This is a genomic window from Cellulosimicrobium sp. G4 BAM 1002 (assembly GCF_057126935.1).
The window spans coordinates 3,921,036-3,943,204 of record NZ_CP182109.1; the positions used below are offsets into that span (position 1 = coordinate 3,921,036).

Annotated in this window: 20 protein-coding genes, 1 tRNA gene and 1 pseudogene; 8 read left to right on the top strand and 14 right to left on the bottom strand. The window is 73.5% G+C overall.

Annotated features, from left to right (window positions below):
- Window positions 1-116: 116 nt before the first annotated feature.
- Together ACMXGY_RS17410 and sp36 are read right to left on the bottom strand one after the other, a co-directional pair.
- Window positions 117-605 (bottom strand): RidA family protein, encoded by a 489-nt coding sequence (locus ACMXGY_RS17410; RefSeq protein ID WP_483774231.1) that lies wholly within the window; start codon window positions 603-605, stop codon window positions 117-119.
- Entirely contained in the window at window positions 605-769 is a 165-nt protein-coding gene (gene sp36 / locus ACMXGY_RS17415; RefSeq protein WP_115943240.1) for a Sp36 family protein, read from the bottom strand. The genes ACMXGY_RS17410 and sp36 overlap by 1 nt, the downstream gene beginning before the upstream one ends.
- 142 nt (window positions 770-911) lie before the next feature.
- On the opposite strand from sp36, the gene ACMXGY_RS17420 reads away from it, so the two are divergent.
- From ACMXGY_RS17420 to ACMXGY_RS17430, 3 genes are all read left to right on the top strand, one after another.
- On the top strand, window positions 912-3,233 hold the full coding sequence (locus tag ACMXGY_RS17420) for a transglycosylase domain-containing protein (protein WP_483774232.1): 2,322 nt from the start codon (window positions 912-914) through the stop codon (window positions 3,231-3,233).
- Between the two features lie 50 nt (window positions 3,234-3,283).
- Window positions 3,284-4,180 carry a metallophosphoesterase gene (locus ACMXGY_RS17425; RefSeq protein ID WP_483774233.1) on the top strand — a complete coding sequence of 299 codons (897 nt, stop codon included), beginning with the start codon at window positions 3,284-3,286 and terminating at the stop codon, window positions 4,178-4,180.
- Window positions 4,181-4,360: 180 nt separating this feature from the next.
- Window positions 4,361-4,434, top strand: a tRNA-Pro gene (locus ACMXGY_RS17430).
- A gap of 126 nt (window positions 4,435-4,560) precedes the next feature.
- Here the strand turns inward: ACMXGY_RS17430 and ACMXGY_RS17435 are convergent.
- On the bottom strand, window positions 4,561-5,406 hold the full coding sequence (locus ACMXGY_RS17435; protein WP_483774234.1) for a bestrophin-like domain: 846 nt from the start codon (window positions 5,404-5,406) through the stop codon (window positions 4,561-4,563).
- Window positions 5,407-5,705: 299 nt separating this feature from the next.
- Between ACMXGY_RS17435 and ACMXGY_RS17440 the strand changes: the two genes are divergently transcribed.
- A complete protein-coding gene (locus ACMXGY_RS17440; RefSeq protein ID WP_483774235.1) occupies window positions 5,706-6,941 on the top strand; it encodes an NAD(P)/FAD-dependent oxidoreductase in 1,236 nt (411 codons plus the stop codon).
- Between the two features lie 515 nt (window positions 6,942-7,456).
- Here the strand turns inward: ACMXGY_RS17440 and ACMXGY_RS17445 are convergent.
- The 5 genes and pseudogenes from ACMXGY_RS17445 to ACMXGY_RS17465 form a co-directional block, all read right to left on the bottom strand.
- Window positions 7,457-8,593, bottom strand: a complete 1,137-nt coding sequence (locus ACMXGY_RS17445; protein ID WP_483774236.1) for a bifunctional 2-methylcitrate synthase/citrate synthase — start codon at window positions 8,591-8,593, stop codon at window positions 7,457-7,459.
- Between the two features lie 38 nt (window positions 8,594-8,631).
- A complete protein-coding gene (prpB, locus tag ACMXGY_RS17450) occupies window positions 8,632-9,549 on the bottom strand; it encodes a methylisocitrate lyase (protein WP_483774237.1) in 918 nt (305 codons plus the stop codon).
- Window positions 9,550-9,701: 152 nt separating this feature from the next.
- Window positions 9,702-11,216 (bottom strand): annotated as a pseudogene (locus ACMXGY_RS17455) (MmgE/PrpD family protein); the annotation flags it as partial.
- A gap of 53 nt (window positions 11,217-11,269) precedes the next feature.
- Window positions 11,270-11,986 (bottom strand): GntR family transcriptional regulator, encoded by a 717-nt coding sequence (locus tag ACMXGY_RS17460; RefSeq protein WP_483774238.1) that lies wholly within the window; start codon window positions 11,984-11,986, stop codon window positions 11,270-11,272.
- A 120-nt stretch (window positions 11,987-12,106) separates the two neighbouring features.
- Window positions 12,107-12,847, bottom strand: coding sequence for a DUF2625 family protein (locus ACMXGY_RS17465; RefSeq protein WP_483774239.1), 741 nt, complete (start codon window positions 12,845-12,847; stop codon window positions 12,107-12,109).
- 212 nt (window positions 12,848-13,059) lie between these two features.
- Between ACMXGY_RS17465 and ACMXGY_RS17470 the strand changes: the two genes are divergently transcribed.
- Window positions 13,060-14,526: a DUF4232 domain-containing protein gene (locus ACMXGY_RS17470; protein WP_483774240.1), complete on the top strand. Its 1,467-nt coding sequence runs from the start codon at window positions 13,060-13,062 to the stop codon at window positions 14,524-14,526.
- 41 nt (window positions 14,527-14,567) lie between these two features.
- Here ACMXGY_RS17470 and ACMXGY_RS17475 read toward each other — a convergent pair whose 3' ends face one another.
- Window positions 14,568-15,671 carry a 3-deoxy-7-phosphoheptulonate synthase gene (locus tag ACMXGY_RS17475; RefSeq protein WP_483776893.1) on the bottom strand — a complete coding sequence of 368 codons (1,104 nt, stop codon included), beginning with the start codon at window positions 15,669-15,671 and terminating at the stop codon, window positions 14,568-14,570.
- A 343-nt stretch (window positions 15,672-16,014) separates the two neighbouring features.
- On the opposite strand from ACMXGY_RS17475, the gene ACMXGY_RS17480 reads away from it, so the two are divergent.
- Window positions 16,015-16,512 carry an NUDIX hydrolase gene (locus tag ACMXGY_RS17480; RefSeq protein ID WP_483774241.1) on the top strand — a complete coding sequence of 166 codons (498 nt, stop codon included), beginning with the start codon at window positions 16,015-16,017 and terminating at the stop codon, window positions 16,510-16,512.
- Here ACMXGY_RS17480 and ACMXGY_RS17485 read toward each other — a convergent pair.
- Complete coding sequence (locus tag ACMXGY_RS17485) at window positions 16,486-18,051, bottom strand: PP2C family protein-serine/threonine phosphatase (RefSeq protein WP_483774242.1); 1,566 nt, start codon at window positions 18,049-18,051, stop codon at window positions 16,486-16,488. The genes ACMXGY_RS17480 and ACMXGY_RS17485 overlap by 27 nt on opposite strands.
- Window positions 18,051-18,851 (bottom strand): alpha/beta fold hydrolase, encoded by an 801-nt coding sequence (locus ACMXGY_RS17490; protein WP_483774243.1) that lies wholly within the window; start codon window positions 18,849-18,851, stop codon window positions 18,051-18,053. The genes ACMXGY_RS17485 and ACMXGY_RS17490 overlap by 1 nt, the downstream gene beginning before the upstream one ends.
- An 85-nt stretch (window positions 18,852-18,936) precedes the next feature.
- Here ACMXGY_RS17490 and ACMXGY_RS17495 point away from each other — a divergent pair, with 85 nt between their 5' ends.
- On the top strand, window positions 18,937-19,395 hold the full coding sequence (locus ACMXGY_RS17495) for an RrF2 family transcriptional regulator (RefSeq protein WP_483774244.1): 459 nt from the start codon (window positions 18,937-18,939) through the stop codon (window positions 19,393-19,395).
- A gap of 248 nt (window positions 19,396-19,643) precedes the next feature.
- Window positions 19,644-20,594 carry a sulfite exporter TauE/SafE family protein gene (locus ACMXGY_RS17500; RefSeq protein ID WP_483774245.1) on the top strand — a complete coding sequence of 317 codons (951 nt, stop codon included), beginning with the start codon at window positions 19,644-19,646 and terminating at the stop codon, window positions 20,592-20,594.
- Window positions 20,595-20,631: 37 nt separating this feature from the next.
- Here the strand turns inward: ACMXGY_RS17500 and ACMXGY_RS17505 are convergent, their stop codons facing one another.
- From ACMXGY_RS17505 to ACMXGY_RS17515, 3 genes are read right to left on the bottom strand one after another with little or no spacing between them, the layout of a single operon-like run.
- The gene (locus tag ACMXGY_RS17505; RefSeq protein ID WP_483774246.1) at window positions 20,632-21,366 is read right to left on the bottom strand and encodes a glutamine amidotransferase; all 735 of its coding nucleotides are present in this window, start codon (window positions 21,364-21,366) and stop codon (window positions 20,632-20,634) included.
- Window positions 21,367-21,371: 5 nt separating this feature from the next.
- Window positions 21,372-21,578, bottom strand: a complete 207-nt coding sequence (locus ACMXGY_RS17510) for a hypothetical protein (protein WP_483774247.1) — start codon at window positions 21,576-21,578, stop codon at window positions 21,372-21,374.
- Entirely contained in the window at window positions 21,571-22,146 is a 576-nt protein-coding gene (locus ACMXGY_RS17515) for a dihydrofolate reductase family protein (RefSeq protein WP_483774248.1), read from the bottom strand. Before ACMXGY_RS17515 ends, ACMXGY_RS17510 begins: the two co-directional genes overlap by 8 nt.
- Between the last annotated feature and the right edge of the window lie 23 nt (window positions 22,147-22,169).

A 22,169-nucleotide genomic window follows, 5' to 3' on the forward strand; every position in this document is an offset into this window, starting at 1 on the left:
GCGGGTCGTGGTGGGTCTGGCGGGAGCGGCGCGAGGACCGAGCGTCGCGGATGGTAGACCCGCCGCCGCCACCCCCGGGAACCCCGTGGTGGTGACCGGCCCGGGAGCGGCCTGAACTACTCCGCGAGCTCGACGACGATCTCGACCTCGACCGGGGCGTCGAGCGGGAGGACCGCGACACCGACGGCGCTGCGCGCGTGGATGCCTGCGTCGCCGAAGATCTCGCCGAGGACGTTGCTCGCGCCGTTGACCACGCCGGGTTGGCCGGTGAACGACGGGTCGCTCGCGACGAAGCCGACGACCTTGACGACGCGGGCGACCCGGTCGAGGCTCCCGACGACGTCGTGCACGGCGGCGAGGGCGTTGAGCGCGCAGACGCGGGCAAGGGCCGCGGCGTCGGCGGGCGGGACGAGGCCTTCGCCGTCACCCACCTTGCCGGTCGCGGCCAGCGCGCCGTCGACGAACGGGAGCTGGCCGGAGGTGTGGACGTAGCTGCCGGAGCGGACCGCCGGCACGTACGCCGCGACGGGCGCGGCGACCTCGGGGAGCGTGATGCCGAGCTCGGTGAGGCGCGCGGCGATCGTGCCGGCGGGGAAGCCGCTCACTACTTCTCGCCGGTCGGGCGCTTGAGGTAGGCGACGAGGCCGTTGCCGTCAGGGCCGGTGACGACCTGCACGAGCTCCCAGCCGTCGGCGCCCCACTGGTCGAGGACCGCCTTGGTGTTGTGGATGATCAGGGGGATGGTCGCGTACTCCCAGGTGGTTGCCATGGGGCGAGCGTAGTCGGACGCTCCGTGGCGCGCTGCCGGCTCGGCCGTGAGTCTCGCCGCGCGGGATGCTCACACAACCCGCACACCCGGGAGCCCTGGCTTTCCAGGGCTCGCGCAGGGTCGCTCCCGTAGGGTTGTCACCATGGCTTCCCCTGTGCGTCCTCGCGGTCGGCAGATCAACGCGTACCAGCTGATCGCCCTTCTTCTGGCGTTCGTCCTGGTCTCCGGCGTCGGTGGCGTGCTCGCCGCCGGACTGCTGGTCCCGCTCGCCGCGGGCGCGAACACCGCGACCGACACGGCGGTGGAGGTCTTCGACGAGCTGCCCGAGGACCTCGAGCCGGGCCCGCTCGCCGAGCAGTCGCGCATCTACGCCAACGACGGCACGACGAAGCTCGCGACGTTCTACACCGAGAACCGCATCGTGGTCCCGCTCGACCAGGTGTCGGACTACATGAAGAACGCGGTCATCGCGATCGAGGACAAGCGCTTCTGGGAGCACGGCGGGGTCGACGTCGAGGGCATCCCGCGCGCCGTCGTGAACAACGTGACGGGCGGGTCGACGCAGGGCGCCTCGACGCTCACGCAGCAGTACGTGAAGAACGTGCTCATCGAGAAGGCGGTCCGCGAGGACGACACCATGGCGCTCTACGAGGCCAAGGAGGACTCGCTCGGCCGCAAGGCGCGCGAGGCCAAGCTGGCCATCTCGCTCGAGAAGCGGATGACCAAGGAGGAGATCCTCCAGGGCTACCTCAACATCGCGCAGTTCGGGCGGTCGGTGTACGGCGTCGAGACCGCCGCGCAGCACTACTTCGGCGTGAGCGCCAAGGACCTGACGGCCGTCCAGGCGGCGACGATCGCGGGCATCACCAAGGCGCCGTCGACGTACGACCCGACGACCAACGCGGAGGAGTCGCAGAAGCGCCGCAACATCGTGCTCAACCAGATGTACCAGCAGGGGTTCATCACCAAGGACGAGTACGAGACGGGTTGGAAGACGCCGCTCGCCGACACGCTCAACATCCAGCCCGTCTCCGTGGGGTGCCAGGGAGCGGGCGGGTCGGCCTTCTTCTGCGACTACGTGACCAAGATCATCACCTCGGACCCTGCCTTCGGGGAGACCGAGGCGGACCGGCAGGCGCTGCTCTACCGCGGCGGTCTCGACATCTTCACGACGCTCAACCCGGCGATGCAGGCGGCCGCCGAGCAGCACGCGGCGGCGGCAGTGCCTGCCGAGGACCCGAGCCAGCTCGAGGACTCGATCGTCAGCATCGAGCCGGGCACAGGCAAGATTCTCGCCATGGCGCAGAACCGCGCGTACGACGTCACGCAGGAGCCCGCGCCCAACACGACCGCGGTGAACTACAGCGTCGACCAGGCGCACGGATCGTCGAACGGCTTCTCCCCCGGCTCGACGTGGAAGCCGTTCGTCCTCGCGCAATGGCTCAAGGAGGGTCACTCGCTCTACGAGACGGTGAGCGCGAACAAGCGCACGTGGACCCTCAACCGCGACTTCCACGCGAGCTGCGCGCGGTTCGGGACCGAGAAGTGGACGCCGGCCAACTCGGACGGTCCCGGGAGCGGGTCGATGTCGGTGCTCAAGGCGACGTACAACTCCGTGAACACCGCTTACACGACGATGGCGAGCCAGCTCGACCTGTGCGGCGTCGCGGACACGGCCAAGGCGGCAGGCTTCCAGCCCTCCATGCTGGACGACGAGGGTGAGGTCAAGGTCCGCCCGTCGATGATCCTCGGCACCCAGAACTCGTCGCCGCTGCAGATGGCTGCGGCGTACGCGACGTTCGCCGCCGGCGGCACCTACTGCTCGCCGATCGCGATCACCCGGGTGGTCGGCACCAACGGCGAGGAGCTCCCGGTCCCGTCGGCGAACTGCCAGCCGAACGCGATCGACCCCGCCATCGCCAACACCGTCACCTACGCCCTGCAGCAGGTGCTGACGCAAGGCTCGGGCCGCGGGAACGCGCTCGCCGACGGCCGTCCCGCCGCGGGCAAGACCGGTACGGCGAACAACAACACGCACACCTGGTTCATCGGCTACACGCCGCAGGTCACGACCGCCGTCTGGATCGGCAACGCGGAGAGCGACGTCCAGATGAACGGCCGCTTCACCATCAACGGCCGGACGCTCTCGTACTGGTACGGATCGAGCCTGGCCGCGCCGACGTGGCGCGACTACATGAACCAGGTCCTCGCCGGCCAGCCGGCACCCGGCTTCGCCAGCCCGGACTGGGGAAGGGTCAACGCGCCGGCCCCGCCGCCGACCGCCCCGCCCACCGCTCCCGAGGGCGGGACTCCTCCGCCCGCTGCGGGCACGCCTGCTCCGCCGGCCGACGCCGACGGTGGCGACCGCGGCGACCGGGGTGACCGCGGGAACGGCGGCGGCCGGGACGAGAACGCGATCGGCGACTGGCTCGAGAACCTCGGCGACGGCGGAGGGAACGGCTGAGCGCCGTCGGACGGCGTCGTGCGCTGCGCGGGGTCGGCGCACTCGCAGCGGTGGGCGCGGCAGGGGTCGCGTACGCGCACGTCGAGACGAAGCTCTTCACGCTCCGTGAGGTGACGGTCCCGGTCCTGCCCCCGGGTGCGCGCGACCTGCGCGTGCTGCACGTCTCGGACCTGCACCTGACCCCGACGCAGCAGCGCAAGATCGAGTGGGTCCGGTCGCTCGCCGCGCTGGAGCCGGACCTCGTCGTCGACACCGGCGACAACCTCGCGCACGTCGACGCGCTCGAGCCGCTGCTGCACGCGCTGGAACCGCTCCTCTCCTCGACCCCGGGCGCGTTCGTCATGGGGTCGAACGACTACTACGCACCGGTCCCCAAGAACCCGGCGCGCTACCTCCTGCCCGATGCCCGCCTGCCGTTCGCCGGCGAGGCGCGCCTGCTGCCCGCGGGGGAGCTCGCGGCGGCCTTCCGCGGCGCCGGCTGGACGGACCTCACGAACAGGCGCGACGTCGTCGAGGTGGGCGACCTGCGCATCGATCTTGCCGGGGTCGACGACCCGCACCTCGACCGTGACGCGTTCCCTGCACGCACCGACGCCGACGCCTCGGCAGCCCGGGACGGTGCCGGCCTGCGGCTCGGCGTCACGCACGCGCCGTACCGTCGCGTCCTCGACGACATGCACGACGACGGCGCGGACCTGATCCTCGCGGGGCACACGCATGGGGGTCAGCTGTGCGTGCCCGGGTTCGGCGCGCTCGTGACGAACTGCGACATCGACCGCAAGCGCGCCAAGGGGCTGCACGGCTGGCCGGGGCAGCGCCCCGACGAGGCGGGTGGCGACGGGTCGACGTGGCTGCACGTCTCCGCCGGTGCGGGGACGTCTCCGTACGCGCAGGTGCGGTTCGCGTGCCGGCCCGAGGCGACGCTGCTCACGCTCACGTCACGCTGACGGCGGAGCCGGTCGTCGGGTGCTGACGGCGTCCGGCCGGCCTGCCGTCGTCGCCCCGGGGCGGGTGTCGCCGGGGTCACGGGAATCGCGTTTCGTCGCACGGCACTTCGTCGGCTATTCTGGGCAGGCTTCCCGCGCGGAAGGGTGGATCTTCCGCCGACGCCGCGTGGACGAGCAAACCGGGGTGTGGCGCAGCTTGGTAGCGCGCTTCGTTCGGGACGAAGAGGTCGCAGGTTCAAATCCTGTCACCCCGACCGGTTGAGAGAGGCCCTCTGGCCAGCGGAAACGCTGGCCAGAGGGCCTTTCGCATGGGGGCCGTCGCCCCGCTTCCCTCCGTGCCGCGCGACAGACCGCCGCCGCCGTACCGGACGTCGCAGGGCTCAGGACCGGTCGGTGACGGTCTCGGCCGCCGTGCCCGAGGCGTCGCACGGGATCTCGACCTCGAGGCCCGCTGCTCTCGCCTCCTCGTCGAGGAGGACGAGGGTGCGTTCCATCGCCGTCGGGCGCAGCTTGCCGACCTCGTGCCCGTGCGGCTGGTCGAAGAACGCGAGGAGGCAGAGCAGCAGCGTGATGACGAGCGCCACGCTGCCCATGAGGAGGCCTTGCGTCGGCGCGCTCTCCCCCGGGTCCGCGAAGAAGAGCAGGAAGACGAAGACCGTCGCGGAGACGACGAAGAGGACAAGCCACAGCGGGAGCGGGATGAGGCCCTCCGCACCGTGCACGCGGGACTGGCGGGCGTCCTCGCGCGCGGCCGTCTGGTCCATCCACCGGTCGTAGGCGGACTGCTGGGTGTCCGTCGCCGGCACGACGTCGCGGACGGTCCGGTAGAGCTCGACGCCCCACGGGTTGACCGCGTCCCCGAGGTCGCCGTCCGCCATCTGCTCCCACTCGCTCGAGACGACGGACCTCGCGTAGCAGACGAGCTGCCCCGAGAGCCGTGCGGCGTCGGCGGGCGCGAAGAACTGCGCGGTCTCGAGCTGTTGCACGACGACCCGTGCCTCCTCCTCGGCGCCGCTCCTCGCCTCGTCGTACGCCTCGAACGCGAGGAAGACGATGAACCCCAGGAGCACCGAGAAGCCGGTCGCGACCACGCCGAAGACGCCGGACGCACGGTCGCCGTCGCTGAACCGGCTCCCGACGGGTGAGCGACGGCGGACGAGCAGCATCGCCGTGACGGACAGAGCGACCACGACGGCCGTCACGAGCGCACCGACGACGATGCTCACGTCGCGTACCCGCCGCTGTCGTCGCCCGGTCGGCCAACGCTCTGCGTCATGCCGCCCCCTCCTTCTCCCGCGGTCGCGAGCCGAGAGCGGCTCCGAGGCCAGCCTGGACCAGGACGCGCGCCGGGTCGTCACGTAGAACGTGTGACGCCGCCACGACGGGTGTCGACGCGGCCGGCGTCGGGCAGGCCGACCGCGCGGAGGGTCGGCGTACGACCCGGCACCGCGCACCTCGCACCTGATCGCGCGAGACTGGGGCCGTCCGTCCGAGTCCCGGGCATCGAGTCACCGTGGAGGTAGTCATGAGCGCTGGACGTCATGTCGTCGTCGGAGGAGGGCTCGCGGCGGCGAAGGCGGTCGAGACGCTGCGCGGCGAGGGCTACGACGGCGGCCTGACCGTCGTCGCACGCGAGCCGCACCGGCCGTACGAGCGCCCGCCGCTGTCCAAGGACTACCTGCGCGGCGAGGCGGAGCGCGACGCAGTGTTCCCGCTCGCGGCCGACTGGTACACCGAGCACGACGTCGAGCTCCTCACCGAGACCGAGGCGACCGCCGTCGACCTCGCCGGGCGGAGCGTGTCCCTCGCCGACGGCCGGACGCTGCCGTACGAGAAGCTGCTCCTCGCGACCGGCTCGGACCCGCGCCGCATCCCGCTGCCCGGCCTCGACCTGGACGGCGTCCACGAGCTGCGCACGCTCGACGACAGCGACTCTCTCGCCGCCGCGCTACGTGCCGCCCACGACGGCGGCGCGCGGCGGCTCGCGATCGTCGGCGACGGCTGGATCGGGCTCGAGGTCGCGGCCTCCGCCCGCTCGCTCGGCCTCGACGTCACGGTGATCGGGCTCGGCACGCACCCCCTCGAGCGCGTCCTCGGCCCGGAGATGGGCGAGCTGTACGGGCAGGTCCACACCGACCACGGCGTCCACCTCCACCGCCGCGCCCAGGTCACGGGTATCTCGGGCGAGGGCGGCCGCGTGTCGGGCGTCGACATCGCCGACGGGACCCACGTCGAGGCCGACCTCGTGCTCGTCGCAGTGGGCGCGGTCCCGAACGTCGCGCTCGCCCGGGACGCGGGCCTCGCGCTCGACTCCGCGACCGGCGGCGTCGTCGCCTCCGCGACGCTCCAGACCACGGATCCCGACGTCTTCGTCGCCGGCGACATCGCGAGCGTGCCGACCGCGCGCTACGGGCGGTCGGTCCGCGTCGAGCACTGGGCGACCGCGCTCAACCAGGGCCCGCACGCCGCACGGGCGATGCTCGGCGCCACCGACCCCTACCCCGAGCTCCCCTACTTCTTCTCCGACCAGTACGACGTCGGCATGGAGTACCTCGGCTTCGTCGCCGGCCCCGACGCGTACGACGAGGTCGTCGTCTCCGGCTCCCTCCCCGACCGCGAGCTCGTCGCGTTCTGGGTCAAGGACGGCCGCGTCGAGGCCGGCATGGCTGTCAACGTCTGGGAGCAGATGGACCGGATCAAGGAGCTGATACACCGCGAAGGCCCCGTCGACCGTGCCGAGCTGGAGGGCTTCGTCTCGTGACGGTGCCCTAGTTGCTCGGGCGGTTCATGGTCGGGTCCGCGTGCGGGACGGCGTCGGTGCTCGGGCTGTCCGCGCCGTCACCCTGGTCTGTCGGGCGTGGGTCTGAGGAGCGCGGCCTTGACGCCCTTCGCGTCCGACGCCGCCCCACCCGCTCAGCCACCACCTCACCACCGGCAGTTTCCCGGTCCCGGCGAGGTAGAACCGTGGTCGCGCGAGGTAGAACCGTGGTCCGGGTCGAGCCGACGGTCGGTCGGACCGTCGTCACGTGCCGAGACCGGCCATCCGGGTCGTGGGCCCGGGCGAGCGCGGACCAGGTGGGTCGGAGCCGGGAGGGGTGGGTGGGGGCGCCGCGTCGTGGTCGGGCCTGGCGGGAGCCGCGAGGAACGAGCGGCGGATGGAAGACGCGGCGCCCCCACCCACCCCGACACCCAAGCCGCACGCGCCGTCGGACACGACCACGGTTCTACCTCGCGCGACCACCGTTCTACCTCGACCGACCGGGTTCTCCCTCGGCGTCAGGGGAGCTCGCGTTGGTCCGCGCCGACGTACTGGCTGAGCGGGCGGATCAGGGCGTTGGCGGCGCGCTGCTCCATGACGTGCGCGGTCCACCCGACGACGCGCGACGCGACGAAGAGCGGCGTGAACATCGGGGTGTCGAAACCCATGAGGTGGTAGGCGGGGCCGGCCGGGTAGTCGAGGTTGGGGAGGATGTTCTTGCGCTCGGTCATCGCGGTCTCGAGCGCGGTGTACAGGTCGAGGAGGTCCTGGCGGCCGTAGTGGGCGACGAGGTCGTCGAGCGTCGCGCGCATGGTGGGGACGCGGGAGTCGCCGTGCTTGTAGACGCGGTGCCCGAAGCCCATGATCTTGCGCTTCTGGGCGAGCGCGTCGTCGAGCCAGGCCTCGGCGCGGTCGGCGGTCCCGATCTCGGCGAAGGTCGCCATGACGGCCTCGTTCGCGCCGCCGTGCAACGGGCCCTTGAGCGCCCCGACGGCGCCGGTCACGGCGGAGTGCAGGTCGGAGAGCGTCGACGTGATGACGCGCGCGGTGAAGGTGGACGCGTTGAAGGAGTGCTCCGCGTACAGCACCATCGACACCTCGAACGCGCGGACGACGGCGGGCTCGGGCTCCTCGCCGAACGTCATCCACAGGAAGTTCTCCGCGTAGGTGAGGTCGTCGCGCGGCTCGACGATCTGCTGACCCCGGCGTCGTCGCTGGTCGAGCGCGACGGCGGCGGGCAGCACGGCCCACAGGCGCAGCGCCTTGGCCTGCTCGGCCTCGGGCGAGGAGTCCTCGGCCTCGGGGTCGTGCGCGCCGAGCTGGGAGATCGCGGTGCGGCACACGTCCATGGGGTGGCACGTCGTCGGGAGCTCGAGGATCGCGTTCCGCACGTTCCCGGGCAGGGCGCGGTGCGCGCGCTCGACGGCGGTCTGCTCGGCGAGCTGCTCGGGCGTCGGCAGCTCGCCGTGCCACAAGAGGTACGCGACCTCCTCGAAGCTGCGGCGGGCGGCGAGGTCCTGCACCGGGTAGCCCCGGTAGAGGAGCGAGTTGGTGTCGGGGTTGACCTTGGAGATCGCCGTGACGTCGACGACGACGCCCGCGAGGCCCTTGCGGATCTCGGGGTCCTCGGTGGTCGGTGCGGTGGGGATGGTCATGCGGTCACTCCTTCGTGCAGCACGGGTCGCGCGGGTCGTCAGGGCCGGTAGGTGAAGATGCCCTCGTCGAACGTGTTGTAGGCGGCGTAGTCGAGGAGCTCGTAGAGCCGGGCGCGCGTCTGCATGCCCGCCACCTGTCCCTCCTGCGTTCCGGTCTCGGCGATCTCGTCGAGCGCGCGTTCGGCCGCGCCCATCGCGACCCGCAGGAGCGTCACGGGGTAGATGATCAACCGCACGCCGGCGTCGCCGAGCTGGCGGCGAGTGAAGAGCTCGGACTTGCCGAACTCGGTCATGTTGGCGAGCACGGGCACGTCGACGGCGGACGCGACGGCGTCGAACTCCGACAGGTCCTTCATGGCCTCGGGGAAGATCGCGTCCGCACCGGCGTCGACGAGCGCCTTGGCGCGGTCGATCGCGGCCCGCAGACCGGCGTCGCCCGGGATCGTGCCGCGCACGTCGGTGCGCGCCATGATGAGGAAGCCCGGGTCGCGCCGCGCGTCGGCGGCCGCGCGGATCCGCTTCGCCGCCTCGTCGAGCCCGACGACCTCCTTGCCGTCGAGGTGGCCGCACCGCTTGGGGTTGACCTGGTCCTCGACGTGCGCGCCCGCGACTCCCGCGTCCTCGAGCGCCTGGACGGTGCGCGCGACGTTCATCGGCTCGCCGAACCCCGTGTCGGCGTCGACGAGCGCCGGGAGGTCCGTGACGCGCGCGATCTGCTGCGAGCGCGCCGCGACCTCGGTGAGCGTCGTGAGGCCGATGTCGGGCAGCCCGAGGTCCGCCGACAGCACCGCCCCCGACACGTACACGCCCTCGAAGCCCTTGTCCTGGACGAGTCGCGCGGACAGCGGGTTGAACGCACCGGGGAGCCGCAGCGGCTCCCCCGTCGTCGCCGCGGCGTCGAGCGCCGCGCGGAACGCGCGACGCTTGTCCGACGGCGTCACCTGGCTGTACAGCATCACTCGCCTCCCGCGTCCGTCGTGGTGCCCGACGACGTCGCGTCGCCCGGTCCGGCCGTCTCGCCCGCGGCGTCGGGCGCCTCGTGCATGGTGAAGCCCTCGCCCTCGAACTCGGTCTGCGCCGCCCCGGCGGCCTCGTCGCGGCCGAGCTCGAAGAGCCCGGTCGGCGTGGGCACGGAATCCAGGAGCCCGGGACGCCCGACGATCGTCAGCTCGCGCAACTCGTCGGCGGTGAGCGACGGGAGCCGCTGCGCGAGGTCGAGGAAGCGCTCGATCTCGGCGTCCTCCAGGACGCCCGCCGCGAGCGTGCGGAACTTCTTGACGTACTGCTCGCGGCCGAACGGCCGCGCGCCGAGCGGGTGCGCGTCGGCGACGGCGATCTCCCGGACGAGCCGGCCGCCGTCGGACAGCTCGATCTCCACGCGCCCGCCGAACGCCTTCTCGGCCGGGTCGGTCGAGTGGTAGCGGCGCGTCCACTCGGAGTCCTCGGCCGTGGTGACCTTGGCCCACAGCGCGACGGTGTCCGGGCGCCCCGCACGCTCGGGGGCGTACGAGTCGACGTGGTGCCAGCCGCCGTCCTGGAGCGCCACGGCGAAGATGTACGGGATCGAGTGGTCGAGCGTCTCGCGCGACGCGGTCGGGTCGTACTTCTGCGGGTCGTTCGCGCCCGAGCCGATGACGTAGTGCGTGTGGTGGCTCGTGTGGATGACGATGCTCGCGACGTTGTCCGGGTCCGCGAGCCACGGGTGCTCGTCGTGCAGCGCGCGGGCGAGGTCGATGAGCGCCTGCGACTGGTACTCCGCGGAGTGCTCCTTGGTGTACGTGTCCAGGATCGCGGTCTTGGGCTCGCCGGGGGCCGGCAGCACGACGTCGTACGCGGCGTCCGGGCCGTCGAGCAGCCACGCGACGACGCCGTCCTCGCCCTCGTAGATCGGCTCGGGCGACGTCTGGCCGCGCATGGCCCGGTCGACGGCCTCGACCGCGACCTTGCCCGCGAACGCCGGGGCGTGCGCCTTCCACGTGGAGATCTGGCCCTTGCGGGACTGGCGCGTGGCGGTCGTCGTGTGCAGGGCCTGGCCGATCGCCTGGAACACCGTCTCGGTGTCGAGGCCGAGCAGCGTCCCGATGCCCGCGGCGGCCGACGGGCCGAGGTGCGCGACGTGGTCGATCTTGTGCTGGTGGAGGCTGATCGCGCGCACGAGGTCCACCTGGATCTCGTAGCCCGTCGCGATCGCCCGCACGACTGCGGCACCGTCGGAGCCGGCGTGCTGCGCGACGGCGAGGATCGGCGGGATGTTGTCGCCCGGGTGGGAGTACTCGGCAGCGAGGAACGTGTCGTGGAAGTCGAGCTCGCGCACCGCGACGCCGTTCGCCCACGCGGCCCACTCGGGACTCGTGCGCGTCGCGAGGTCGCAGCCGAACACCGTCGCGCCTGGGGTGTAGGGGTGCGCGAGCGCCTGGCCGCGCGCCGCCACCGCCGGGCCGCGCGTGAGGCTCGCGGCCGCGACGGCCGCGTTGTCGATGACGCGGTTGATCACCATGTCGACGACCTCGGGCGTGACCTCGACGGGGTCGGTCGCGAGCTCGGCGAGCTTCCACGCCAGCTGGTCGGCGCGGTCGAGCGGCTCGGCGCTCGGGTAGACGCGCAGGTGGTGGGTGTACGGCATCGGGACTGCTCCGCTCGTGGTCTTCCGGTGGTGGCCTGGGCTCGGTGGGTCGGTCAGTTCGGTTCGTCGGCGCGCAGCGACTGCTCGGCGAGAGCGGCGCTGCGCTCGATGTGGGCGCGCATCGCCGCCTCGGCGGCGTCGGGGTCGCGGCTCGCGACGGCGTCCGCGACGGCGCGGTGCTCGTCGACGTGGTCGGTGGTGCCGACACGGCGGCGGGCGGCGAGCGCGCGGTAGCGGTCGACGTGGCCGCGGATCTGGCGCAGGAGCGCCGACGCCCAGCGGTTGTCGGCGAGCGCCTCGATCTCGCCGTGGAACTGGGCTCCGACGCGCAGCACCTCGTCCTCGTGGTCCCGCACGGCGTCCATGACGGCGACGAGACGGGAGAGGCGCTCGACGTCGTCGGGCCGGGCGCGCTCGCACGCGTCCCGCGCGAGCAGCCCTTCGAGGCGCGCGCGGACGTCGTACACGCGGCGTGCGTCGGCGACGTCGAGCGGCGCGACGCGCACTCCCCCGGTCGGCAGCTCGACGACGAGCGCCTCGGCCTGGAGCAGGCGCAACGCCTCGCGCACGGGGGTCCGGGAGACGGCGAGCTCGGCGGACAGCACCGGCTCGGTGAGCCGCGCGTCGGGCGCGAGCGTGCCGTCGATGATGCGGCCGCGCAGGAGGTCGTAGACCGCGCGCGCACCGGACTGGCGGCGCGCGAGCCCGGCGTCGCCGGGAGCGGTCGTGGCCTGCCCGACGGCGGCGCGCAGGTCCGGCGTCGTCGTCACCCGGCCATCGTGGCACAGCATTGCGCACTTGTATACAGGTGCAGGTGCGCGACAAGCGACGAGAACGAGCCGATCCAGGTTCCTGTGCGACCGGGGCCGGCGAGGCCCTCAGGGGTCGAGCTACGGGAGCGTGCTGCCCGTCGGCCAGTCGCCGTAGCCGTCGAGGTGCTCGTCGCTGTCGCGGACGTAGTCGTCGACGGGCGTCATGCGCTCGGCCATCTCGAAGTGCCAGTTCACGAGCTCGGCGAGCGGGACGGTGGTGCGCGACGACCGGGCCACGTCGCTCCCCTCCTCGGACCACAGGGGCGGGTAGATGCTCAGCCCCGCGTCGAGGGGCACGGCGAGGGTCTCGTCGTACCAGCCGGGCCAGCGCACGGGTGCGTAGAACTCGGCGGTACCTCCGCTCACGGCCCACTCGAGGAAGGCGGCCTGGCCGAAGCCGAGGTCGATCCACGCGAGCGAGTCGGGCGCGAAGTAGTGCACGTTGCCCAGAGGCCCGTCGAGGCCCCCGCCGTTGATCGCGAACGTGCCGCCGAGGACGTCGTACGCGACGACGAGCACCGACGGTGCGACGCTGTCGTCGCCCGGCTCCCCGAGCCCGTTGACCGTCGCGAGGTCCGGCAGCCCCGCACCACCGCCGCCGATGAGGCGCAACCAGCCGCCGTCGACGAGGACGCCGCCCGTGTGCAGCGCGAGGGCACCCAGCGTCGACCGCACGGTGACCTGCAGCCGGAAGAGGACCTCGAGGGACCACTCGGGGGCCGGCACGACCTCCACGCCGGCGCGCCCGAGCATGCGGGCCAGCGTCGGCCACGCGGGATCCTCGACCGCCGCGAGCTCGGCGGCCGTCCTCACTGTCATGGCCGGATCATGCCAGATGTTGCCGGGTGCGGGGAATCCTGGTATGAAGCGCGGCGGCAGGTTGCCCGGGAGGTCCCCCGGTGGCCGGAAAGACCGCTTTGGCAGCGCTCCCAACCCACGCCACGACGAGGTCGTGAAGAGTCGGCGCGCACGGTGCGCAGACCCCTCGCCAGCCGCACCGGACCACCCGGCCCCGCGATAGCGTCACCGCCGTGGACGACGAGCGCGAAGCGGCACCCCCACCCACCCCGACGCCCGAGCCGGCCACGCCACGCGCCGCGGTACTGGTCCCGGTGCTCGCCGCGGTCGTCGGCGTCGCCCTGGCGACCACCGCGGCGCTCGTCGCACCCGCGCTCCTCCGCGACGCAGGGGCAGCGGACGCCTCCCGCTCCTCGTCCCCCACCGCGAGCCCCGACGACGCTGTCACCTCCCACGCCGGTCCGGGCTCGTCACCCGTCGGTCACCAGGAGATCGCGGCACGGTTGCGCGCGCTGCCCGGCGTCGCCGACGCGGAGGCACTGGGCACGTCCGGCGAGGCAGGGCGCCTCACGCTCGTCACGCCGCTCCCCTCGCCGGAGGAGGCTCAGCGCACCGCGGACGAGGCGCGCGCGATCCTCCAGGGCGCTCCCGACGGGGCGACGTGGTCCCTGCGGGTCGAGGGAACCACCGCGGCCGGGGCGACGCTCGCGGTCGACGACGGGTTCCACGCGCGTGCGAACCGAGGCGTCGACCCGTCGACCGGGCAGCCGCGCCCAGATCTTCTCGGCACGGACGCCGTCGCAGACGCGGTGCGCCTCGTCGGCCACGACCCGGTGCGGACCGTGTCCCTCGCGCCGGACTCCGCCTCGGTCGGCGTGCGTGCGGCGACGGATCTCGTCCCGGTCGCCGGGCTCGTGCGCGCGGAAGGTCGCGGGCTGACGAGCCTGGGCCTCGAGGGCTACGGCGTCGGCACCTACGACGGCGACGGACTGACCGTCCCGGACGACGCCCTGCTCACCCTCGTCGCCGACGCCGCCGCGCAGCCGTCCGTCACGCAGGTCGCCTACGAGGCCGTCCGCGACACGATCCCGGACGACCCCCTGCTGACCGTCATCACCTCGGGGGACGCGACCCCCGTCGTCCGCTGGCTCGACGGCGTCGCGTGGGACGGGCCGGCGCTCGCGTACCAGGTGCACGGCTCGACGGACCGCGGAGACGCCCCGACCCGGTCGGGTCACGTGGGCGGCGCCGTGCCCGGCCACGCTGACGCGCCACCCGCCGGCGCGTGCTCCCCCGGTGACCTCGCGCTCGGCGCGACCGGGTTCGACGCCGCGGCGGGTCGCCGCTTCCTCACCCTCACTGCCCGCAACGACGGCGCGGCCGCGTGTGTGCTGGCCGGCGCCCCGGCGGTGCGGTTCCTCGCGGACGACGGCACCGAGACGGACGTGCTCCTGGAACCGGAGACCGATGCTCTCTCACCGCTCACGCTCGACCCGGGCGCGACGGCGTGGGCGCAGCTGTCCTGGCGCGGCGGCTCGACCGCCGACGACCCGCCGCGCGTCACGACCCTGCTCGTCGCCCCGCACCCCAGCGGCCCGGACGGGGTCGTCCCGCTCGCGGGCATCGACGGCGTGGCGGACGGCCTCGACCTGCTCGACGGCGGCACCGCGACGATCGGCCCGTGGGTCGCCGCGGGCTGACGCCCCCGCGCGACCGGACGGGTCGCGCGGCGGCGCCGCGGTCAGAGCCCGCGGCGGGCGCGGACCGCTCCGGCGAGCTCGCGCAGCAGGTCCGCCGTCGTGTCCCAGTCGATGCACGCGTCGGTGACCGACTGCCCGTACACGAGCCCGCTCGGCGCGGGCTTCTGCGCACCGGCGACGAGGAAGCTCTCCATCATGAGCCCGGTGATGCCCTGCTCGCCGTCCGCGAGGCGCGCGGAGACCTCGCGGACGACCTCCGCCTGGCGCACGTGGCTCTTGCCGGAGTTGCCGTGCGACGCGTCGACGACGAGCCCGTGCTCCGTGACCCCGCCGAGGCCCGAGGTGCGCGCGACCGCGAGCGCCGCGGCGACGTCGTCGGCCCCGTAGTTGGGGCCCGAGCGCCCGCCACGCAGGATGACGTGGCAGTCGGGGTTGCCCGCGGTCTCGACCGCGGCGGCACGCCCGAGCGAGTCCATGCCGAAGAACGTGTGCTCGCTCGCCGCGGTGATGCAGCCGTCGACGGCGATCCGCACGTCGCCGTCGGTCGCGTTCTTGAACCCGATCGGCATCGACAGGCCGGACGCGAGCTGGCGGTGCACCTGCGACTCGGCGTTGCGCGCGCCGATCGCACCCCACGACACGGCGTCGGCGATGTACTGCGGGCTCGTCGGCTCGAGGAACTCGCACGCCGCGGGCACGCCCGCGTCGAGGACGCCGAGCAGCACCTCGCGCGCGAGGCGCAGGCCGTGGTGCACGTCGTGCGACCCGTCGAGGTGCGGGTCGTTGATGAGGCCCTTCCACCCCACCGTCGTGCGGGGCTTCTCGAAGTACACGCGCATGACGATCATCAGGTCGTCGGCGAGCTCGCGCGCGACGGCGGCGAGGCGGCCCGCGTAGTCGAGGGCGGCCTCGGGGTCGTGCACCGAGCAGGGGCCGACGATGACGAGAAGGCGGTCGTCGTCGCCCGCGAGGACGTCGCGGACCTCGCGGCGCGATGTCGTGACGAGGTCGCTGCGCGTCGCGCCGAGCGGCAGGTCGGCGAGCATCGCGCGCGGGGCGGGCAGCGCGTCGAGCGCGCGCACCCGCAGGTCGCTCGTGCGCGCCTGCAGCTCGGGGCTGTCCACGGGGTCGACGGTACTCGTCACCTGGTCGGACGTCGCGGGTTCGGGCGGGGTGGTCGTGCTGGTCACGGGAGGCTCCTGGTTCGTGCGGCGGGGTTCTCGGGCCGTCGTCCGACGGAAGCCCTCACCGGCCTGCTGCCGCCCGTGGTCCCCGGAGCGGCCCGTCTCACGACGAAGGGCCCGGACGCGGTCGCGTCCAAGGCCCTGTGCTGGCTCCGGGTGGAAGTGGTCAGGCGAGCGCCCGCACGGCTCCACCGGGAGCCTGCGTAAAGCGCCAATACCACTGAGAAGTCACGAGGGGACCGTAGCACAGGCGCCCGCCGCGCAGGCGGTACGTCTCGCGCGCCGGTCGCCCTAGGCTCGACCCATGCCGATCCCCGAGTTCGTCGCCGCCCTCCGGTCCCGGGTCGGGACCGACCTGCTGTGGATGCCGGGGGTCTCGGCCGTCGTGGTGGACGACGACGGGCGGCTGCTGCTCGGGCAGCGCGCCGACACCGGGCAGTGGGCCGTGATCAGCGGGATCCTCGAGCCGGGCGAGGACCCGGCGGTCGGGCTCGCGCGGGAGGTGCTCGAGGAGACGGGCGTCGAGGTGGTCGTGGACACGCTCGTCGCGGTCACCGTCACGGAGCCGGTGGAGTACCCCAACGGCGACCGCTCGCAGTACCTCGACCTCGCGTTCCTGTGCCGTCCGGTCTCCGCGCAGGCGGCCGCGCAGGCACGCGTCGCCGACGACGAGTCGCTCGCCGTCGCGTGGTTCACCGCGGACGCGCTCCCCGACGACCTCGCACGCTCGACCGTCGAGCGGCTCGGGCACGCGCGCGCCTGGCTCGCCGAACCCTCAGCCGGACCGTTCTTCGTCCGCTGACCCCGGGCCGAGCCACCGCACCGCGAGGACGCACGCGTCGTCGTGCGACACCGCCCGGTCGACGAGCGCGCCCAGGACCTCGTCGACGGGTACACGCGCCGCGAACGCGTTCGCGACGACCTCCGCGAGCTCGTCGAGGCCCGCCGTGAGGGACCGGTCGCGGCGCTCGACGATCCCGTCGGTGTACAGGAGGAGCGTGTCGCCCGGGGCGAGCACGACGTCGTCCGCGGCCCGCGCGGCCGCCCCCCGAACCCCGAGCGGGGTGGAGCGCGCGTGCCAGAGGAAGGCCGCGTCGCCGGCGGCGCGGACCAGCAGCGGCGGGAGGTGGCCCGCGCACGAGTACCGCAGCGCCCCCTCCACGAGGTCGAGCTCCCCGTACACGAGGCTCGCCATGAAGCCCGTCCCGGTGCGCTCGACGAACCGGTCGAGCCGGTCGACGACGCGCTCGGGGCCGAGCCCGGCGTCGGCGCCGGCACGTGCGGCGGTGCGGAGCTGTCCCATCGCGGTCGCCGCACCGAGTCCGCGCCCGACGACGTCCCCCACCGACACCGCGAGGGTGTCGGGCGCGACGAGGAAGGTGTCGTACCAGTCCCCGCCCACGTGGAGGTCGTGCACGCCGGGGCGGTAACGCGCCGCGACGCGCACGCGCGGGTCGTTGACGATCCCGTCGGCGAGCATCGCGTGCTGCAGCTCGGAGGCGACCGACATGCTCTGCTCGTGGGTCTGCGCGCGCGCGAGCGCGAGCGCCGCGAGCTGCCCGGCGGCAGTGACGGTACCCAGGTCGAGCGCGTCCGCTCCCGGCGCCCGGCGCGGTCGGAGGACGAGCACGCCGAGCAACGTGCCGCCCGTCCGCAACGGCACGACGACGTCGCCGCCCGCGCGCGCCGCCGTCGCCGCGAGCTCGTCGGTCGTCGGCGGGTCGACGACCCACTCCTCGGCCGCCGGAGCGCTGCGCGCTACCCCGCCGACGACCCCGACCCAACGACGCAGCCGGTGCCCGTCCTGCGTCACCCACAGCGCCGCCTCCTGCGCGCCGAGGACCGTCACGGCGGCCCGCAGGAGCACGCTCGCCACACCGTCGAGCCCCGCCGCGCTCGCCAGGTCGGCAGCCGTCCCGTGGAGCGTCCGCACGCGCCGCTCCGCCGCCTCGGCCGCGCGACGAGCGGCGACGAGCTCGTGCTCGAAGCGCGCGCGCTCGCGGGAACCGAGCATCGCCACCTCGACGAGCCGCTCCCCGCGCACGTCCCGCTCGATCGCCGTGAGCAGCATCGGCTCGCGCCCCCCGGGCGTGCGCAGCTCGACGGCGACCTCGTCGACGCGGCCCGCCTCGTGCAGGCGGGGACCGAGGTGGGTCTCCCAGTAGATCCGGCCACCCACCGTCAGCAGGTCGGCGAGCCGCCGTCCCGCGATCGCCTCCACGTCCGGGACGTCGAGCAGGCGCAGGAACTCGTCGTTCGCGTCCAGGACACGCGCCTCCGCGTCGAGGAGCAGGAGGGCGACCGGGGCGAGCCGCCAGCGCTCCGCGCGCGACGTCGGCATCAGCCCGTCCGGAGCCAGTCGCGCATCGCACCGATCAGCAGATCGGGGTGCGAGAGGTTCGGGCAGTGACCGACGGAGTCGATGACGACGAGGTCGCTGCCGGGGACGTGCTCGTGGACGTAGCGCCCGACCTCGGGCGGAGCGATCACGTCCTCGCGACTCTGCACGACGAGGCTCGGGGTGCGCACCCGGGCGAGGTCGGCCCGGTTGTCCCCGAGGAACGTCACGCGCGCGAACTGGCGGGCGATCTCCGGGTCGTTGCGGCGGAAGACCTCGACGAGCTCGTCGCCCAGCGCGGGGCGGTCCGGGTTGCCGACGATCACCGGCGCCATCGCCTGGGTCCAGTCGAGGTAGTTCACGTCCATCGTCTCGAGCAGCTCGTCGATCTCGACCGCGCTGAACCCGCCGCGGTAGCCGTCGTCGTCGATGTACCGCGGGCTCGGGCAGACCAGCACGAGCCGGTCGACGAGGTCGGGCCGTTCGACCGCCACGAGCATCGAGATGATCGCGCTCACCGAGTGGCCGACGAGGACCACCGGCTCGTCCGCCACCTCCTCGACGACCTCGATCACGTCCGCGACGTAACCCGTCAGGTCGGCGTGGCGGGCGGGCTCCCACGACGTGGGGTGGGACGCGCCGCACCCCGAGTGGTCGAAGAGGACGACGCGGTGGTCGACCGCGAACGCCGGCGTGACGAAGCGCCACATCGACTGGTCGCAGCCGAACCCGTGCGCGAGCACCATCGTCGGTCGGCCAGCCGCCCCGACGACCCGCACGTTGTTGCGTTCGCGCACGTCCACGCGTCACAGCGTAGGGCTTGGGAGCAGGACCTGAGCATGCGCTGCCGGGTGAGAACGCGCGCGCGTTCCACGGCACAATGTCCTCATGCGTGTCTCGGCGAAGGCTGACTATGCCGTGCGGGCGTGCGCCGAGCTCGCGGCGTCCCCCCACGGCGACCCGGTGCGCGCCGAGGACCTCGCCGCCGGCCAAGGTCTGCCGGTGAGCTTCCTCGAGCGGATCCTCGGCGACCTGCGGCGCGCGGGCATCGTCGCGAGCGTCCGGGGCCGTTCCGGAGGGCACCGCCTCGCCCGACCGGCCTCCGAGGTCACCCTCGCCGACGTCTTCCGCGCCGTCGACGGCCCGCTCGTCACCGTGCGCGACGAGCGCCCGCCGAGCCTCGAGTACGACGGCTCCGCCGCAGGACTGCTGGACGTCTGGGTCGCGCTCCGGGCGAGCGTCCGCGACGTCCTCGACCGCGTGAGCATCGCCGACGTCGTCGCCCGCGACCTGCCTCCCGAGGTCCAGGCCCTCGCCGCACGAGCCGACGCCTGGGAGAACCCCTGACCCGTGGGCTCGGGTCGAGCGGGGTCGGGTCGAGCGGGGCGGCGTGGTTGCGTCCGCGCCGGGGTGGGGCCGTGTGCTCGGACTGCCCGTCACCGCCGAACCAGACCGACCAACGTGCGCTGACAGCACCACGCCGACGCCGTTAACACTCGCCCACCATGTGGTCGGCGCTTCACATACTGGACTCGTTCGGTCAACCTTGTCGGGACACGCCGGGACCCCCGGCGACCCGAGCTCGGAGGACTGCGGTGCGGACGCTCATCCTGCTGGCCCTCGTGGGCCTCGGCGCGCAGCTCGTCGACGGCAGCCTCGGCATGGCGTACGGCGTCACGTCGACGACGCTGCTGCTGGCGATCGGGACGAATCCCGCCGCGGCGTCGGCGACGATCCACCTCGCGGAGATCGGCACGACCCTCGCGTCGGGTGCGGCGCACTGGCGGTTCGGGAACGTCGACTGGAAGGTCGTGCTGCGCATCGGCGTGCCGGGCGCGGTCGGGGCGTTCGCGGGCGCGACGTTCCTGTCGAGCCTGTCGACCGAGCTCGCCGCGCCGGTCATGTCGCTCCTGCTGCTCGCGCTCGGTGTCTACGTGCTGTCGCGCTTCACGTTCGTCGGGCTGCCGAAGGGCCGCCTCGGCCTGCCGCTGCGCAAGCGGTTCCTCACCCCGCTCGGCCTGGTCGCCGGCTTCGTGGACGCGACCGGAGGCGGCGGCTGGGGCCCGGTGGGGACTCCCGCGCTGCTCGCGTCGGGCCGCATCGAGCCGCGCAAGGTGATCGGGTCGATCGACACGAGCGAGTTCCTCGTCGCGATCGCGGCGTCGCTCGGGTTCCTCGTCTCGCTCGGGTCGCAGGGCATCGAGCCGCTCTGGGTCGTGGCGCTCCTCCTCGGCGGCCTGGTCGCCGCGCCGATCGCGGCGTGGCTCGTGCGGCTCCTGCCGCCGCGCATCCTCGGGTCCGCCGTCGGTGGCGTCATCGTCCTGACCAACGTCCGCACGCTCCTGCGCTCGGACTGGGTCGACGCCAGCGGGACCGTCCAGGGGGTCGTGCTCGGGTTCGTCGCGGTGGTCTGGGCTGCGGCCGTCGCGTGGTCCGTCCGGGCCCACCGCCGCGCCGTCGCGCTCGACGCCGCCGCAGCCGAGGTGCCGCAGACGGCCGAGGTCGAGACGCCGTCGGGCGCGACCCCGGAGCCCGCCACCCGCTGACGACTCGTCGAGCGCCTGCTCGGCAGGGTGCGCGTCGTCAGTCGCGCGCGTAGCGGCGGACGAACGCCGCGAGGATCCGGTGCGGTGCCCACACGGAGCCGCGCCGCACGACCTCCTCGACCTCGCTCGCCGCCTCGGGCGGGAAGTACCCGTAGCCCCGGTAGACGCCGATCCGGGTGAGGATCCCGTCGAGGTCGAGCTCGGGGTGGAACTGCGTCGCGTAGAGGTTCTCCTTGACCCGGAACATCTGGACCGGGCACGTGTCCGACGACGCGAGCAGCACCGCGTGCGGCGGCAGCTCGCGCACGGCCTCCTTGTGACCCACGTACGCCTCGAACTCGTCGGGCACGTCGACGAGCAACGGGTCGGCCCGGCCCTCGGTGGTGAGCCGGATCGTGACCGGCGAGATCGGCTCGGCGAAGGTGTGGTCGAGCACGGCGCCCTGGTGCAGGCCGAGCGTCCCGACGCCGTAGCACGCCCCGAGGAACGGGAAGTCCCGCTCGACCATCTCGTCGAGCAGCGGCGCGAGCTCGCGCTCGACGCGGCGCTGGGTCGAGGACTTGCGCGCCTCCGGGAGCGTCGAGTCGAACGGGCTGCCGCCGACGATGACCCCCGAGTAGTCGTCGAGGTCGATCGTCGGCAGCGGCCCGGCCTCCATCCGCACCCGGTGCAGCTCGTGCGGCCGGAGGCCCGCGTGACGGCACATCGCGTCGTGCTCGCCGTCGGCCGCCGGGTCCTCCGCGCGCGACGCGAGCAGCAGGAACGGCCTCATGCCGGTCAGGCTAGGTGCGTGTCCCGCCCCTCGCCCGTCGGCGCTCCGCCCGGCGGCTCCTCCGCCTCGCCGCCCGACGACGCTCCGACGTCGCGCCAGGGCAGCGCGCGTCGCCGGACGCGCACGCGCAGGAGCCGGACGGTCACCACTCCGCGCGCGGCGAAGAGCGTCGTCCGGCGGGTGAGCGCACGCACGGCAGGGTGGTCACCCACGGTCGTAGGTGAGGACGGCGTTCCCGCCGTCGAACGTCGTGACGTCCGTCAGGTCGAACGTCGTGGGGCGGAACCCGAGCGACCCGAACGCGGTCCGGCCGGCGCCTGCGACCACGGGGTACAGCTTGACGACCAGCCGGTCGATCTCGCCGAGGAGCGATCCGGCGAGGACGCCGCCGCCCGCGAGGTAGATGTCGAGCGGCGAGTCCTCGGCCTTGAGCGCCCGCACGAGCCCGATCGGGTCGTCGCGCACGACGGTCACGCTCGGGTCGAGCTCGGGCTGCGTCGTCGACACGACGTACTGGCGCAGGTGCGCGTACGGGCTCGTGATCCCGAGGTCGAGCGCCGGCTGGTACGTCCGGCGGCCCATGACGACCGTGTCGAACGTCCGGAGGGGCTCGTCGTCGATGCCGAGCTGGCGACGCCCGTGCGTGGGCAGGACGTCGGGGTGGTTCTCTATCATGCGGGCGCTGTACGCGTCGGAGGACGGGTAGAAGTCGACCTCGTCGTCCGGACCGGAGATGTGGCCGTCGATCGAGAGGGCCACGAAGTAGGTGAGTCGTCTCATGGCTCGAGCCTCGACGACCCCCG